The 15,587-nt window shown below is 31.0% G+C and carries 15 protein-coding genes; 14 read left to right on the top strand and 1 reads right to left on the bottom strand.

Going from position 1 to position 15,587, the window contains the following annotated elements; all coding sequences use genetic code 11:
- The first annotated feature begins 88 nt into the window (after positions 1-88).
- The 9 genes from Q1B05_RS14340 to Q1B05_RS14300 all read left to right on the top strand — a co-directional run bounded on the left by Q1B05_RS14340 (position 89) and on the right by Q1B05_RS14300 (position 10,035).
- Positions 89-856 (top strand): Rossmann-like and DUF2520 domain-containing protein, encoded by a 768-nt coding sequence (locus tag Q1B05_RS14340; RefSeq protein ID WP_299781641.1) that lies wholly within the window; start codon positions 89-91, stop codon positions 854-856.
- On the top strand, positions 837-1,367 hold the full coding sequence (locus tag Q1B05_RS14335) for an HAD family hydrolase (protein WP_299781640.1): 531 nt from the start codon (positions 837-839) through the stop codon (positions 1,365-1,367). Before Q1B05_RS14340 ends, Q1B05_RS14335 begins: the two co-directional genes overlap by 20 nt.
- A gap of 1 nt (position 1,368) precedes the next feature.
- Positions 1,369-2,280: a geranylgeranylglycerol-phosphate geranylgeranyltransferase gene (locus Q1B05_RS14330; protein ID WP_299781639.1), complete on the top strand. Its 912-nt coding sequence runs from the start codon at positions 1,369-1,371 to the stop codon at positions 2,278-2,280.
- Entirely contained in the window at positions 2,280-2,867 is a 588-nt protein-coding gene (locus Q1B05_RS14325; RefSeq protein WP_299781638.1) for a Maf family nucleotide pyrophosphatase, read from the top strand. The genes Q1B05_RS14330 and Q1B05_RS14325 overlap by 1 nt, the downstream gene beginning before the upstream one ends.
- An 85-nt stretch (positions 2,868-2,952) precedes the next feature.
- Positions 2,953-3,483 (top strand): mechanosensitive ion channel domain-containing protein, encoded by a 531-nt coding sequence (locus tag Q1B05_RS14320; RefSeq protein WP_299781637.1) that lies wholly within the window; start codon positions 2,953-2,955, stop codon positions 3,481-3,483.
- Positions 3,484-3,501: 18 nt separating this feature from the next.
- Positions 3,502-4,578: a magnesium/cobalt transporter CorA gene (gene corA, locus Q1B05_RS14315; RefSeq protein ID WP_299781636.1), complete on the top strand. Its 1,077-nt coding sequence runs from the start codon at positions 3,502-3,504 to the stop codon at positions 4,576-4,578.
- A gap of 147 nt (positions 4,579-4,725) precedes the next feature.
- Positions 4,726-7,251 (top strand): PIG-L family deacetylase, encoded by a 2,526-nt coding sequence (locus Q1B05_RS14310; protein WP_299781635.1) that lies wholly within the window; start codon positions 4,726-4,728, stop codon positions 7,249-7,251.
- A gap of 113 nt (positions 7,252-7,364) precedes the next feature.
- The gene (locus Q1B05_RS14305; protein WP_299781634.1) at positions 7,365-9,071 is read left to right on the top strand and encodes a sodium:solute symporter; all 1,707 of its coding nucleotides are present in this window, start codon (positions 7,365-7,367) and stop codon (positions 9,069-9,071) included.
- Positions 9,052-10,035, top strand: a complete 984-nt coding sequence (locus Q1B05_RS14300) for a Gfo/Idh/MocA family oxidoreductase (RefSeq protein WP_299781633.1) — start codon at positions 9,052-9,054, stop codon at positions 10,033-10,035. Before Q1B05_RS14305 ends, Q1B05_RS14300 begins: the two co-directional genes overlap by 20 nt.
- 61 nt (positions 10,036-10,096) lie before the next feature.
- Here Q1B05_RS14300 and Q1B05_RS14295 read toward each other — a convergent pair whose 3' ends face one another.
- Complete coding sequence (locus Q1B05_RS14295) at positions 10,097-10,942, bottom strand: DUF2911 domain-containing protein (protein WP_299781632.1); 846 nt, start codon at positions 10,940-10,942, stop codon at positions 10,097-10,099.
- 713 nt (positions 10,943-11,655) lie between these two features.
- On the opposite strand from Q1B05_RS14295, the gene Q1B05_RS14290 reads away from it, so the two are divergent.
- The 5 genes from Q1B05_RS14290 (at position 11,656) to Q1B05_RS14270 (ending at position 15,559) form a co-directional block, all read left to right on the top strand.
- Positions 11,656-12,429, top strand: coding sequence for a M90 family metallopeptidase (locus Q1B05_RS14290; protein ID WP_299781631.1), 774 nt, complete (start codon positions 11,656-11,658; stop codon positions 12,427-12,429).
- A gap of 17 nt (positions 12,430-12,446) precedes the next feature.
- Positions 12,447-13,481, top strand: a complete 1,035-nt coding sequence (locus tag Q1B05_RS14285; RefSeq protein ID WP_299781630.1) for an alpha/beta hydrolase-fold protein — start codon at positions 12,447-12,449, stop codon at positions 13,479-13,481.
- 81 nt (positions 13,482-13,562) lie between these two features.
- The gene (locus Q1B05_RS14280) at positions 13,563-14,468 is read left to right on the top strand and encodes a J domain-containing protein (RefSeq protein ID WP_299781629.1); all 906 of its coding nucleotides are present in this window, start codon (positions 13,563-13,565) and stop codon (positions 14,466-14,468) included.
- A 1-nt stretch (position 14,469) separates the two neighbouring features.
- Positions 14,470-14,766 (top strand): chaperone modulator CbpM, encoded by a 297-nt coding sequence (locus tag Q1B05_RS14275; protein ID WP_299781628.1) that lies wholly within the window; start codon positions 14,470-14,472, stop codon positions 14,764-14,766.
- A 76-nt stretch (positions 14,767-14,842) separates the two neighbouring features.
- Positions 14,843-15,559 carry a M15 family metallopeptidase gene (locus Q1B05_RS14270; protein ID WP_299781627.1) on the top strand — a complete coding sequence of 239 codons (717 nt, stop codon included), beginning with the start codon at positions 14,843-14,845 and terminating at the stop codon, positions 15,557-15,559.
- Positions 15,560-15,587: the final 28 nt, after the last annotated feature.

Here is a 15,587-nt window from a genome sequence, read left to right as displayed (position 1 = left end):
ATTATATTAAAGCGTGTAAATATATCTTCTAACTTTAAAATCTTCTTTTGTTGTAAAAATTTATTCTGAAAAACTGTATTTTAGCGGGATGATTTCAGTTGTATTACTTGGCGCCGGAAATGTTGCCACACATTTATATAAAGAGTTTAAAAATTCTGATACCATTACTGTTACGCAATGGTATAATAGGCATATTAATAAAATTTCAACTTATAAAAATGAGGTTGAAGTTACCGATGATTTAAATGCCTTAAACATAGCCGATATTTATATATTGGCGATTAGTGACGATGCCATTTCATCCGTATCTAAAGCCTTACCTTTTCAAGATCGTTTTGTAGTGCATACCTCAGGGACGGCAAGTCTTTACGACATAGACGAAAAACATAGACGTGGTGTTTTTTATCCGTTACAAACATTTACAAAAGAAGCAGATATAGATTTTTCTAATATTCCTTTATGTATTGAAGCGCTTAAAAAAGCAGATTTTAAATTGTTGAAAAAATTAGCGCAAGCTATTGGTAGCACAGATTATAAAGTATCTACAGAACAGCGTAAAAGATTACATATTGCCGCCGTTTTTGCAAATAATTTTACGAATCAATTATACCGAATTACACACGAGATTACAGAAGCAAATCAAATGGAATTCGAAATTTTAAAACCACTAATTTTAGAAACGGCTAAAAAAATTCAGACCATGTCTCCTTATGTAGCGCAAACTGGACCTGCCGTTCGTGGTGATAAAAAAACGATTAAGAAGCATTTAAATCTAATAGAGAACCCACAGCATAAAGCCATTTACAAACTACTAACCAACTCAATACTTGAAACACATGGAAGAAAAAAGTTATAAAGAATATCTAGAACATATCACCACTTTTATTTTTGATGTGGATGGTGTTTTAACCGATGGAAACGTTACAGTAACCACAACCGGAGAAATGCTTAGAGTAATGAATATAAAAGATGGTTATGCTTTAAAAACAGCTATAGATGCGGGTTATAACATTTGTATTATTTCTGGCGGATCTAATGAAGGTGTTCGTAAACGCCTAGAAGGTTTAGGAATTACCGACATCTTTTTGGGTGCCCATAATAAAATAGACCAATTAGACGAATATGTACAAAACAATAACATAAAAACAGAGAACATACTTTATATGGGAGACGATATTCCAGATTTCCCTGTCATGTTAATTGTAGGTTTACCAACTTGTCCGCAAGATGCTGTTCCAGAAATTAAAAACATATCTAAATACGTATCTCATAGAAATGGAGGAAAAGGGGCGGTTAGAGATGTTATCGAGCAAGTACTAAAAGTACAAGGAAAATGGAGTGGTAATTTTAATGCACAATACGATTAAAATGAAGGTATTAAACCTAATACGTTGGAAAAACCTCTTACTAATCGTTCTTGTCCAATCTTTAATTAAATATGCGTTATTCCCTGTTTTTCATGTAGATACCGCCCTACAAGATTGGCAATTTATTATTCTTATTTTAGCAACGCTATGTTTAGCTTCTGCAGGAAATATAATAAATGATATTTACGATGTAGATACCGACCATATTAATAAGCCAGATCGAGTAATTGTAGGAAAGTCTATTTCAGAAAAAACGGCTTACAACATGTTTATTACATTAAATGTTATTGGTGTAATTCTTGGCTTTTACTTATCTCATGCCGTAGAAAAAGGTGGCTTTTTTGCACTTTTCGTAATTATTTCTGTATTGTTATATTTATATGCTAGCTATTTAAAACGCACCTGTTTAGTTGGAAATATTATCATTTCTATTTTGGTGGCTTTAAGTATTGTTATCGTAGGATTATTCGATTTAATTCCTGCAATAACTTTCGAAAATCAAGACAGTCAACGCATGGTTTTCAAACTTGTTTTAGAATATGCAGGTATGGCCTTTATTCTAAATTTTATTCGTGAAATTATAAAAGATATTGAAGACATTGATGGCGATTATGCATCTGGCATAGCAACATTACCTGTTTTAATAGGAAGAAGCCGATCTTCTAAAATTGCTTTTGTATTATCTTTTATCCCCCTTGGGATCTTAGTATATTATGTTATTATGTTTTTATATAACACACCCCTAGAAGCTGCATATTTTACATTTTTAGTTATTGGTCCCTTACTATATGTCTCTATAGAACTATTTAGTGCAAAAACTAAAAAAGACCACAATAAAATTAGTAACGCTTTAAAATTAGTGATGTTAACAGGAGTATTATCGTTACTTTTATATCCAATAATACTATCGTAATGCTACACAAAAACATAAGTAATTATAATATTATACTAGCTTCTGGTTCTCCAAGAAGACAACAGTTTTTCAAAGACTTAGGTTTAGAGTTTTCAATAGAACTAAAACCTGTTGAAGAGGTTTATCCGCCACGTTTACGTCATTTTGAAATCAGTGATTATTTAGCACAACTAAAAGCACTTCCATTTAAAGATAAACTTAGCTCTAATGATATTTTAATTACTAGCGACACTATTGTTTGGCATAACGAAATTGCTCTAGGAAAACCAACAACTACAACTCAAGCATTCCAAATGCTAAAATCGTTAAGCAATGCCACTCACGAGGTTATTACTTCGGTGTGTTTTACAGCGCTTGACTTTGAAAAAACAGTAAATTCTGTAACTAAAGTAACCTTTAAAGCACTTACGGACAACGAAATTAATTATTACATTAACACCTACAAACCCTTCGATAAGGCTGGAGGATATGGCATTCAGGAATGGATTGGTTATATTGGAGTAACTAAACTTGAGGGTTCTTATTTTAATGTTATGGGACTTCCTACAGATGTTGTTTATCGCGTTTTAAATGAAATGGTTTCCTAAAAAAATCATCTTCAAACTTCATAAATAGTTATCCATATTGTGGTTTGCTTCATCTATATTTGTAGTATTAAATTCAACTCTATTTATGTTTTTTGAAGCTCACTATAAAATTATTGTATCTTGTATAATCTTATTAATTGTACTTCTTATAATACGTGCAATCGTTCTACTTTTAGTCAAGAAAATTGGACGAAAAAGTGGTATTAATGAAGCTCGAATTCAACTCATTCAACGTTATTCAACAGTAACTTTATTTTTTATTGGGCTGCTATTTTTATCTTTTATTATGGGAGCAAAACCTGAAGATTTAGCTTTAGTTTTTTCTTCGGTTTTTGCAGTTATTGGTATTGCTTTATTTGCAATTTGGTCTATTTTAAGTAATATAACCTCTGGCGTTATTATGTTTTTCTCGTTTCCGTATAAAGTTGGAGACAAGATTAGTATTCATGATAAAGATTTCCCTATTGAAGCCGTTATTGAAGATATTCGTGCATTTCAATTACATTTAAGATTAGATAATGGCAATTTAGTCACTTATCCAAATAATTTAATATTACAAAAAGCCGTAACTTTAGTTCAGAAGGATGCGATAACAGATGGCAATGATGCCATTTAAACATACGTTATTTTCATTATGCAAAAAAAACCTAGAACAAAAAGAAATAAGCAAAAAACAGGACTGTCTCCTGGAACCATTGTTTACACTGGACAAAAACAAACACAACAACTTTTTATCGAGGTTTTTAATTATAGTCCTACGCATGTTTATGAAAAAGAACTTCCTAAAATTGAAGATTCTTATGCTTATAAATCCAACTCTACAGAAGAAGTTACCTGGATTAATATAAATGGATTAAACCACACTAAAGCGATAGAAAATATTGGTGAACTTTACAATATTCACCCGCTTATTTTAGAAGATATAGCCAACATTTCTCAACGTCCAAAAATTGATGAATTTGAAGATTATCTGTCGTTAAGTATGAAAATGTTGTATTACGATTCTAAAAACGGATTAATATCTGAGCAAATTACCTTAATACTTGGACACAACTACGTACTTACTTTTCAAGAATCTGAAGGCGATGTTTTTGATGAATTACGAGAACGTATAAGACACGGAAAAGGGCGCTTAAGAACTTTAGGCTCCGACTACTTATTTTATGCTTTAATAGATAATATTGTCGATCATTATTTTGTAGTTGTAGAACGTTTAGGCGATAAAATTGAAGATTTAGAAGACGAACTTTTTAACGGTATTACTCAAGGAAACTTATCGACTCAAATTCAAGATTTAAAACGTGAAATATTAAGAATTAGACGTGCTATTTTCCCTGTTCGAGACATTATTAATCGTGTAGAAAAAAGTGAACACAAATTAATCGATCAAAAAACCTTGCCCTTTTTTCGAGATGTTTACGATCATACCATACAAGTTAACGAAAACACTGAAGTTTATCGTGAAATGGTTTGGGGATTAATGGATATGTACATGACAGGAATTAGTAATAAAATGAATGAAGTGATGAAGGTTTTAACCATCATTTCAACCATATTTATTCCGTTAACTTTTATTGCCGGAATCTACGGAATGAATTTCGATAATATGCCAGAATTACATCATCCATACAGCTATCCCATTTTAATATGTATTATGGTAATAATGGTTGCAATCATGATTTATTACTTTAAGCGTAAAAAATGGCTATAAGTATTTAATCTATATTTTTTCAACATATTTTGAAATTTTATTAATGCCACTTCGTCTACAATTAGAGTTAAAGAAAGCTTAAAAGACTATAAAAGCCATAGCTACTTTTTATATTTGAAGTTAAAGCCTTAATACAATCTCTAATTAATGAAAAAAATTATCCTCACAATACTAACAGTACTGTTAGTATTACCTACCTCTTTTGCACAACAACCTAAAAAACCTAATGCTTCAGAAATACACGAATCTATAAAAAAACTAAATTTCTTAGGTTCTGTTTTATATCTAGCAGCGCATCCAGACGATGAAAATACCAAGATGATTTCTTATATGTCTAATAAGGTTAAAGCTAGAACAGCTTATTTATCTTTAACACGTGGTGACGGCGGGCAAAATTTAATAGGTCCAGAAATTAGAGAACTTTTAGGCGTTATTCGTACCGAAGAATTATTGGCAGCAAGACGTACCGATGGCGGAGAACAATTTTTTACACGCGCTAACGATTTCGGATATTCGAAACATCCAGACGAAACCTTAGCCATTTGGGATAAAAACGAAGTATTAAGCGATGTAGTTCTAGCAATTAGAAACTTTCAGCCAGATATAATTATTAACAGATTCGATCACAGATCGCCAGGAACAACACACGGTCACCATACCAGTTCTGCTATGCTAAGTGTTGAGGCTTTCAATTTAACTAATGATGCTTCTAAATTTCCAGAACAACTTAAAACAACAGCTATTTGGCAACCAAAACGCATGTTTTTTAATACATCATATTGGTTTTATGGGTCTCAGAAAAAATTTGATGCCGCAGATAAAAGCAACATGCTTACTATAGATACAGGTGTTTATTTTCCGTCAAGCGGATTATCTAACACAGAAATATCTTCTTTAAGTAGAAGTCAGCATAAATCTCAAGGTTTCGGAAATACAGGAACACGAGGATCTAGCCTAGAATACATTGAATTAATTAAAGGTGATATGCCAAAAGATAAATCTAATATTTTTGAAGGTATAGACACCAGTTGGAATCGTGTAAAAAACGGAAAAGCTATTGGACAACTTTTAAGTCAAGTTGAAAAAGAATACGATTTTAAAAATCCATCTGCAAGTATTCCAAAATTAGTAAAAGCGTATACATTAATTCAAAAATTAGATGAAACGCATTGGAAAACAATAAAAACAGAAGATATTAAAAATGTAATCGCAGCTTGTGCTGGTTTATATATAGAAGCTGCTGCAGAAAACAATTGGGCAACAACTAATGAAGATGTCAATTTAAATATTGAAATTATAAATAGAAGTACAGAGCCTATCACTTTACAAAGTATTGTAAATCCAAATGGTGTTTCAATTTCAAAAAAAATTAGTTTAACAAATAACATTAAATTCAATTTTAACGAGCATTATTCTGTTCTTTCTAATACAAAAATAACCACACCGTATTGGTTAACTACACAAGGTAGCTTGGGGATGTATAAAGTAGAAGATAAATCGTTAATTGGGAAACCAGAAACACCAAGAAGTCAGAATGTAACATTTAATTTGGTTATTGAAAACGTTTCTATTCCATTTACAAAATCTATTATTTACAAAACAAACGATCCTGTTAAAGGTGAAGTTTATAAACCTTTCGAAATTGTTCCTGCTGTAGCCTCACAACTCGCAGAACCTGTTTTAATTTTCGAAAACAATACACCTAAGCAAGTGGCTGTAATTGTAACGGCTGGAAAAAATAATCTAGAAGGAACTGTTAGCTTAAACACGCCTAAAGATTGGACCATTTCTCCAAAATTGTCACCAATTTCAATAGCGCATCAAGGCGAATCTAAAACAGTTTTCTTTACTGTAACTCCGCCTAAAAATCAGAGTGAAGTTAAAATCACATCTACCGTAACCGTAAACGGAACAGCATATAATAAAGCCTTAATAGAAATTGATTACGATCATATTCCGTTTCAAACTGTTGTAATGCCTAAACCAAGTAAATTTGTGCGTTTAGATATTATTAAAAAAGGAGAAAATATTGGTTATATTCAAGGTGCAGGAGATGTTGTTCCTGAGAGTTTAAGACAAATAGGATATCACGTTGCTATTATAAAACCAGAAGATATTACCCCTTCAAATTTAAGTCGTTTTGATGCTATTGTTATTGGAATAAGAGCTTATAATACTGTAGATGATTTAGCATACAAGCAAAACATTTTATTTGACTATGTTAAAGAAGGCGGAAATTTAATTGCACAATACAATACTAATCGCGGTTTAAAAGTAGATAATATAGCCCCTTACCAATTAGAATTATCGAGAGACCGCGTAACCGATGAAAACGCAAAAATAACATTCTTAGATCCTAAAAACGAATTACTAAACTTCCCTAATACGATTACAGAGAAAGATTTTGAAGGCTGGACACAAGAACGTGGTTTATATTTCCCTGAAGTATGGGGCAAAGAATTTACTCCCGTTTTAGGCATGCACGATAAAAATGAAACTGAAAAAAGCGGAAGTTTACTAGTTGCTAAATACGGTAAAGGATACTACATATATACGGGTTTAAGTTTTTTTAGAGAATTTCCTGCAGGAGTTTCTGGAGCTTACAGATTGTTTGCAAATATGTTATCTATTGGAAAAGAAAATATAAATACAAAACCTAATTTAAAAAATTAATATGCCAGAAGAGAAACCAATAAAACAAACTTGGAAACGCTCGTATACTTGGGTGTTAATTGCTAATGCTGTTTACATTATTTTGTTTTATTTTTTAATGAGAGCCTTTTAACATGGAGACTTTAGACTGGATTATATTAATAGGAACGCTCCTAACAATTGTTGGGTATGGCACATGGAAAACACGTGGAAGCCAAAATGTTCAGGATTATATTCGTGGCGGAAACCAAGCACAATGGTGGACGATTGGCTTATCTGTAATGGCTACACAAGCCAGTGCCATTACCTTTTTATCTACGCCAGGACAAGCGTTTAACGACGGTATGGGATTTGTACAATTCTACTTCGGATTACCAATTGCAATGATTATTATTTGTATGGTATTTATTCCGCTGTATCATCGTTTAAAAGTATACACCGCTTACGAATTTTTAGAAAACAGATTCGATTTAAAAACCAGAAGTTTAACCGCAGGACTCTTTTTAGTACAACGTGGCTTAGCCGCTGGAATTACCATTTATGCTCCAGCTATTATTTTATCGGCCGTATTAGGTTGGTCTTTAAATCAGTTAAATATTATTATTGGTGTACTCGTTATTATATATACCGTTTCTGGAGGAACCAAAGCTGTAAGTGTGACTCAAAAACACCAAATGGCTGTCATTTTCACTGGAATGTTTATTGCATTCTTTTTAATTTTAAGTTACTTACCTGAAAACATCAATTTCTCTAATGCTCTAGAAATTGCTACGGTTAACAATAAAATGAATATTCTAGATTTCTCTTTCGATTTTGAAAACAGATATACATTTTGGAGTGGAATTATTGGAGGTACATTTTTAATGCTTTCTTATTTTGGTACAGACCAAAGTCAAGTACAACGTTATCTTTCAGGAAAATCGTTACGAGAAATGCAATTGGGACTAATATTTAACGGATTATTAAAAGTACCCATGCAGTTTTTTATTCTCCTTGTTGGTGTTATGGTTTTTGTATTTTATCAATTTAACGAATCCCCTATTCATTTTAATCCACATGCACAAGAAGTCGTTGCAGCCTCATCATATTCAGATGAATTTAAAACATTAGAAAACGAACAACATCAGCTTTTCGAAAAAAAGAAAACGTTATTAAATGCCTATATAACGTATCCAAATGATGGTTTAAAATCTAGAATTTCAACAATAAATAATGCTGAAAAAGAAAATCGAGATCAAGCTAAATTAGTATTAGAAAAAGCTGCAAACGAGCATCAAACAAAAATTGAAACTAACGATAAAGATTACGTTTTTATTCATTTTATATTAAACAATCTACCTCGCGGATTAATTGGGCTTTTACTTGCTGTAATTTTAAGTGCAGCCATGTCTAGTACAGCTAGCGAATTAAATGCATTAGCATCTACAACAACTATTGATATTTACAAACGTAGTTTTGTGCAAGACAAAGACGATATGCATTATGTAAAAGCCACCAAATGGTTTACGTTTGGTTGGGGTATTTTAGCCATTTGTATTGCCTGCATTGCTTATTTAGCAGATAATTTAATTCAGTTAGTAAATATTATTGGATCTATTTTTTACGGTAATGTTTTAGGAATTTTCTTACTTGCATTTTTCTTTAAACACGTCAAAGCAAATGCCGTTTTCTCAGCAGCCATTATTACACAAGCCATTGTAATTTTTGGATGGTATAATGATTGGATGCCATATTTGTGGCTTAACCTTTTTGGTTGTATTTTAGTAATTACAATAGCTTTAATTATATCGCTATTCGTTAAATTTTTAAATCCAAAATTAAATGACATCTCAACCATATAAAACCATAAGATGGGGCATTATTGGGCTTGGTAACATTGCTCATAAATTTGCAAAAGATTTATTAACTATTAAAGATGCACAGTTACAAGCAGTAGCTTCAAGATCTATTGATAAAGCACGTGAATTTGCAGAAACATTTCAATCTATAAAAGCTTACGATAGTTACGACACCTTAGCTAAAGATCCAGACATAGATGCTGTTTATATTGCAACACCGCATAGTTTTCATAAAGCACATGCCATGTTATGCTTAAATCATGGAAAAGCTGTGTTATGCGAAAAACCATTTGCCATGAATCTGGAAGAAGTTCAAGACATGATTGCACTTGCAAAGGAAAAAAATGTACTGTTAATGGAAGCTTTATGGACTTATTTCTTACCACATTATCAGTTTGCTTTAACCGAATTAAAAAATGAAACTTATGGAAAATTATTAAAAGTTGAAGCTGATTTTGGCTTTACAAGACCTTTTGATGAATCCTCTAGATTATTTGATAAATCTGTTGGAGGCGGTAGTTTATTAGACATTGGTATCTACCCTATTTTTGCCACGCTTTCTACTTTAGGAGAACCAGAACATATTGAAGCCACTTGCACCAACTTTGAAAACGGAGCAGATTCAACTTGCGATATGCTTTTTAAATATTCTAATAATACTGAAGCTTTATTAAAAAGTACTTTAATTGAAGATACGCCTACCTCTTGTACCTTTACTTGCGAGAATGGCACCATAACATTGAATACGCAATTTCATGCACCAACTACAGTTACAATCTCCCAAAACGGACAAGAAAACATATTAGATTATACAGGAGATACTATTGGTTATAATTTTGAAACACTTCATTTTAACCAATTGCTTAGAGAAGGAAAAACCGAAAGTGATATTATGACTTTCGATTTCAGCTTAAAACTTATAAAAACATTAGATAAGGTTAGAAACCTAATACATTTAGAATATTAAGTATAAAAAACGCCATCAAAATTGATGGCATTTTTTTTATAATCTATTAACTAGTTAACTATTATAAAGCTCCCCATTCTTTTAACGAAGCTGTATTCATTTTTATGTAATCTGTATTTCCAGCTACCTTAGCTGCTTCCAACGATTTTTTTGCAGCCACAATAGCTCCTTTTTTATCGCCTGCTTTAGCATAGATTAAAGATTGTTTACGTAATTGATAAAAAGCTGGATTTTCGGTCATACTAATACATTTGTCAATCCATATTTTTGCCTGATTAATATCTTTTCCCGATTCAAAATAATACACTGCAGAAGCATAATAATCACTTGCAGTGGTACCATTCATAGCACGCTCAATGTCTTTAGTAACAATCTCGTCTGTTGGGACATTAATTTTAAAAGATGCATATCTTTCTCCCCATGAAAAACGTAGTATGGCAGAATTGTTTGTTAAATCAGAAAAATAGATTGTAAATGTTTCAAGCGAAACCGGATTTGGGTATACTTCTGTTTTAGTTTCTAAAGCTACTTTACTTTCATCCCACGTTTTTGGTAATCCCCAGTTATCTGTATCTGTGTAAAAAATAACGTCCCAAGCTACTTTATCTGGTTTAGTATACACTGCATAGGTACCTGCTTTTAATGGTTTACCATCTATAATTACATCATCAGAAAATGTAATTTTTGTGTTTTCATTTGCTCCTGTTCTCCATAATTCACCGTAAGGTAAAAGGCTACCATAGAGCTCACGACCACGTAAACTTGGTCTAGAATATTCTATTACTACATTGGTTAATCCAACGGTTTGTTCAATTTTACTTAACGGACTTGGTTGCGGTGTGCTCACTTGTGCTTGAAGGCTAAACGTTGCTATTAAAGCCATTAAACCTAACATAATTTGTTTCATTATTTTTCTTTTTAGTTTGAAGTAAAATTACATATTCAATATTCTTTAAATAGTTAACAAAACCTTAAATCGGTAATTAGAACTACACTTGTATTATTTTTTTCAGAATAAAACACCTTTTATTATAAAAAACACTTAATTTCATTACTAGTAATCAATTAATTAAGATTACAATCTTCCCTACATACACCTAATTAATAGATTTTAATAAAAATCTAAATAGGCTATTATACATCGACGTTTTCAAATTAAATATTGGAATAAACATAATTTTTTGTTTAAGAATTATAGGTTCAGTTTATGTATTGTTATATATAATAGAATTAATATTTCCTTCAATAAAATTATTTTTAAATTCATTAGTTCTAGATTTCTCTCAAAACAATCAATTACGTCTCATTTTCTTTACTCTAGCTATAACAAATTTAATTCTACTCTTTGTTTTTTTTATACGTCAGAATAAATCAAAAGCAATATTAACAAAATTAAAAAAATAGTATTCAGCTTTTTAACACAAAGAAACTAAAAAACAGCTCAAATTAGTATTACTAATTTATAGCTCAAAAAAATAAATCTAATAAAAAAATAATTAAACCAATTATAAAATGAGTTTTTGAATTTCGATTCGAAAATTCATTTTTATTTATGGTAATTTCTAATACATCACTGTGTTTTTTTAGCTTAACTTGTCAATTATTAAAAAAATAAAATTTATGTTTTTTATAGGTTTAGCCTTCCTTATTATTTTAGTATTCGCTGTATTTGCTTTAAGTAAATTAAAAGCAAAAAAAACAGATCCATTTCCTAAAAACTGGCACAATGTATTATTAAAACATGTTGATTTTTACGAATCGTTACCCCCAGAATTACAAAAAAAATTTCAGAATAGAATGATGCTTTTTTTAAGCGAAGTTCACATTGAAGGTGTACAATTAGAACTACAAGATTTAGATAAAATATTAATTGCTGCTAGTGCCGTAATTCCTGTATTTGGATTCCCAGAATGGCACTATAGTAATTTGAGTGGTGTGCTTTTATATCCAGATAATTTTAATTCGGATTATGAATTCGGAAATAAAAAAGAAAACCGAATTATAGCAGGAATGATTGGTACGGGACGTTTAGAGAAACAAATGATTCTTTCTAAAAAAGCATTGTATCATGGTTTTGCAAATACTAAGGATAAAAGCAATACAGCTATTCATGAATTTATACATTTAATAGATAAAATGGACGGAGATACAGATGGTGTTCCAGAATTTATTATGAAAAACTCTTATACCATTCCCTGGTTAAAATTAATTCACAAAGAAATGGAAGCTATAAATAATAACAAATCGGATATTAGACATTATGGTGGCACAAATCAGGCTGAGTTTTTTGCTGTAGCATCAGAATATTTTTTTGAAACTCCAAGCCTTATGAAAAAACAACATCCAGCATTATTTAATATGCTTCAGCAGTGTTTTCAAACAGAGGTGAACTAATTTTTAAATCATAAAAAATGAAATTAAAATCAATTATTTTCACTTTAATTTTCACTTTTTCTAGTCTGCTTACAATTCAAGCACAAGGCTTTAGAATGCGTTTAAAAGTCCCAAGCGAAGCACTTAAAAATAATTTAATAAACGATCCGTCTACCAGAGATATTACTGTATACTTACCACCATCGTATCAAACTAAACTCGACAAAAAATATCCCGTATTATATCTTTTACATGGCTTTACAGATAACGATAGTAAATGGTTTGGTTGGGAACACCATTGGATAAATATGTACGATATTCTTAACAAAACCATGCTTAATAACAGTTCTAAAGAAATAATAGTTGTTATGCCCAATGCCTACACCACTTATAAAGGGAGCTTTTATGGGAACTCGGAAACTATGGGAGATTGGGAAACCTTTATTACCAAAGAATTAGTCTCGTTTGTAGATCAAAAATTTAGAACACTTGATAACGCAAACAGCCGTGGTTTGGCAGGGTATTCTATGGGGGGTTATGGCACCTTGAGATTAGCGATGAAACATCCAAAAATTTACTCCTCAATATATGTATTAAGTGCATGTTGTTTGGAAGAAAGTTACATACCTGATGCCGAAAACATAAAAAACATGGAAGCTGTACATTCAAAATACGATGTTGCAGAGTTGTCTTTTATAGAAGGAATTAACATGGCTTTTTCTGCGGCTTGGGCTTCAAATCCTAAAAAATTTCCACTGTATATAGATTTAGCGTATAAAGATGGAAAAGCTATACCTGAGGTTCTTGAAAAGTTTAAAAACAATCAGATTTTAAATATGATAGATAAGTACATTCCAAATCTAAAAACACTAAAAGTCATTGCTATAGATGCAGGAACAGAAGATGTCGAAATCTATGAAGCCTCTAAAAAGCTACACAACACCTTATTAAATTATGATGTAAACCATACGTTCGAGAGTTATGAAGGCGACCACACCAATAAAATAGCTGAACGTATTGCCTCTAAAACCTTACCATTCTTTTTTGAACAATTAAAATTTGATACCAAATAATCCTTTGTTAATCCTTATTAATTTCGGATATTTATAGTAGTTAAACACGACCTTTTTAACCACTTATAATACGTCTTAATTATGAATTTTATTGATTATTATAAAATTTTAGGAATTGACAAAAATGCTTCAGAAAGTGATATAAAAAAAGCATACCGAAAATTAGCAAGAAAATATCATCCTGATTTAAATCCGAACGATAAAGAGGCTGAAAAGAACTTCAAAAATATTAACGAAGCGAACGAAGTATTGTCACACCCAGAAAATCGTAAAAAATACGACAAACATGGTAAAGATTGGCAACATGCAGACGATATTGAACGCGCACAGAAACAACAAAATTCTAGACAACAACAAGGCTATCAAAGTTATTCTAGCCAACAAAATTCTAACGAAGATTATTCAGATTTCTTTGAATCTATGTTTGGTGGTAGTCAACGTGCTTCTGGTTCTAGACAAGGCAGAAACCAAGTACAATTTAAAGGTCAAGATTTTAATGCAGAACTCCAATTAAATCTTACAGATGTTTACACTAAAGAATCTCAAATTCTAACTGTAAACGGAAAGAAAATTAGATTAACAATTCCTGCTGGTATAGAAAACGAACAGGTTATAAAAATACCAGGCAAAGGAGGCCTTGGAGTAAACGGCGGACCAAATGGTGATTTATACATTACATTTAATATTGTAAATAATACAAAATTTAAACGTTACGGTAACAACCTTCATTTAGATGTAGATTTAGACTTATACACATCGCTTTTAGGTGGTGAAATTATGGTAGATACTTTTTCTGGAAAAGTAAAATTAAAAGTCGCTCCAGAAACACAAAATGAAACTAAAGTTAAATTAAAAGGAAAAGGATTTCCTATTTATAAAAAAGATGGTCAATTTGGTGATTTTATAATAACCTATCATATTAATACACCTAAAAACCTTACCGATAAAGAAAAAGAGTTGTTTTCAGAATTAAAAAAACTAAGATAACATGGCTGATAATCATTATATATTAGTAAAAACTATTTGTATACAATACAACATTGAACCTGTATTTATAGAAGAATTACAAGGCATTGGTTTAGTAGATATTATTACAATAGAAAATAATAAATGTTTACATAAAGATACATTAACCGATCTAGAAAAAATGATTCGTATGCACAACGAATTACACGTAAACTTAGAAGGTATAGATGTGGTGTTTAATTTACTAAAAAGAGTAGATTATTTGCAAAATCAACTATCGCAAACAAAAAATAAATTACAATTTTACGAGAATCAATAAATCTATTTTAGGATAAGAAATGGTTATAAATTACGTTATCATTGTATCTAAATTATCAGTATTTTAAATCCTTTTTATGAAAGTTTCATGTATTGCCTTTTCTTTTTTTTACATTATTTTATTTTCAGTACAAACTCAAGCACAAGAATGTTACAAATTTATTACAAAAGATTTTGTACTTGGTAAATTCGATTTTGAAACAGATTCGTGTTTTATAAAAGTGGCTCCAGAATTATCTAACAAAACCATTTATCTTCAAAAAGAAGTGTATGATGCTTTTGTAAAGATGAATACAGCAGCAAAAAAAGACGGTGTTCAATTTAAAGTTATTTCTGGAACAAGAAATTTTTTCTACCAGAAATCTATTTGGGATCGTAAATGGAAAACAAACAGCAACCTCTCTCCTATTGAAAATGCTAAAAAAATATTACTTTACAGTTCTATGCCTAGCACTTCTAGACACCATTGGGGAACCGATTTAGATATAAATAATCTATCAAACTCTTATTTTGAAAGCGGACAAGGTTTAAAAGAATACAACTGGTTAATAGCCCATGCACATGACTATGGGTTTTACCAAGTTTATACCTCTAAAAATAACGGAAGAACAGGATACAATGAAGAAAAATGGCATTGGTCTTATATGCCTTTATCCTGCCAATATTTAGAGTTTTATAACACCAATATTACAGATGCAGATATTTCTGGTTTCGAAGGCTCTGAATTAGCTTCAGAACTCCACATGGTTTCAAATTATGTAAATGGAATTTCTAAAATCGCTAAAACACAATAAAAAAATCCCAAGTATATTCAACAAAAGT

It is taken from the genome of uncultured Formosa sp. (genome assembly GCF_947500765.1).
Taxonomy (GTDB): Bacteria; Bacteroidota; Bacteroidia; order Flavobacteriales; family Flavobacteriaceae; genus Formosa.
The sequence above is the reverse complement of the archived record's forward strand: the minus strand, read 5'-3'. Positions and strand labels throughout refer to the sequence as shown.

Bases quoted from the DNA above. Each gene is read 5' to 3' on its own strand.
- Q1B05_RS14340 (WP_299781641.1), top strand. From the start codon at position 89: ATGATTTCAGTTGTATTACTTGGCGCCGGAAATGTTGCCACACATTTA.
- Q1B05_RS14335 (WP_299781640.1), top strand. From the start codon at position 837: ATGGAAGAAAAAAGTTATAAAGAATATCTAGAACATATCACCACTTTT.
- Q1B05_RS14330 (WP_299781639.1), top strand. From the start codon at position 1,369: ATGAAGGTATTAAACCTAATACGTTGGAAAAACCTCTTACTAATCGTT.
- Q1B05_RS14325 (WP_299781638.1), top strand. From the start codon at position 2,280: ATGCTACACAAAAACATAAGTAATTATAATATTATACTAGCTTCTGGT.
- Q1B05_RS14320 (WP_299781637.1), top strand. From the start codon at position 2,953: ATGTTTTTTGAAGCTCACTATAAAATTATTGTATCTTGTATAATCTTA.
- corA (WP_299781636.1), top strand. From the start codon at position 3,502: ATGCAAAAAAAACCTAGAACAAAAAGAAATAAGCAAAAAACAGGACTG.
- Q1B05_RS14310 (WP_299781635.1), top strand. From the start codon at position 4,726: ATGAAAAAAATTATCCTCACAATACTAACAGTACTGTTAGTATTACCT.
- Q1B05_RS14305 (WP_299781634.1), top strand. From the start codon at position 7,365: ATGGAGACTTTAGACTGGATTATATTAATAGGAACGCTCCTAACAATT.
- Q1B05_RS14300 (WP_299781633.1), top strand. From the start codon at position 9,052: ATGACATCTCAACCATATAAAACCATAAGATGGGGCATTATTGGGCTT.
- Q1B05_RS14295 (WP_299781632.1), bottom strand. From the start codon at position 10,942: ATGAAACAAATTATGTTAGGTTTAATGGCTTTAATAGCAACGTTTAGC.
- Q1B05_RS14290 (WP_299781631.1), top strand. From the start codon at position 11,656: ATGTTTTTTATAGGTTTAGCCTTCCTTATTATTTTAGTATTCGCTGTA.
- Q1B05_RS14285 (WP_299781630.1), top strand. From the start codon at position 12,447: ATGAAATTAAAATCAATTATTTTCACTTTAATTTTCACTTTTTCTAGT.
- Q1B05_RS14280 (WP_299781629.1), top strand. From the start codon at position 13,563: ATGAATTTTATTGATTATTATAAAATTTTAGGAATTGACAAAAATGCT.
- Q1B05_RS14275 (WP_299781628.1), top strand. From the start codon at position 14,470: ATGGCTGATAATCATTATATATTAGTAAAAACTATTTGTATACAATAC.
- Q1B05_RS14270 (WP_299781627.1), top strand. From the start codon at position 14,843: ATGAAAGTTTCATGTATTGCCTTTTCTTTTTTTTACATTATTTTATTT.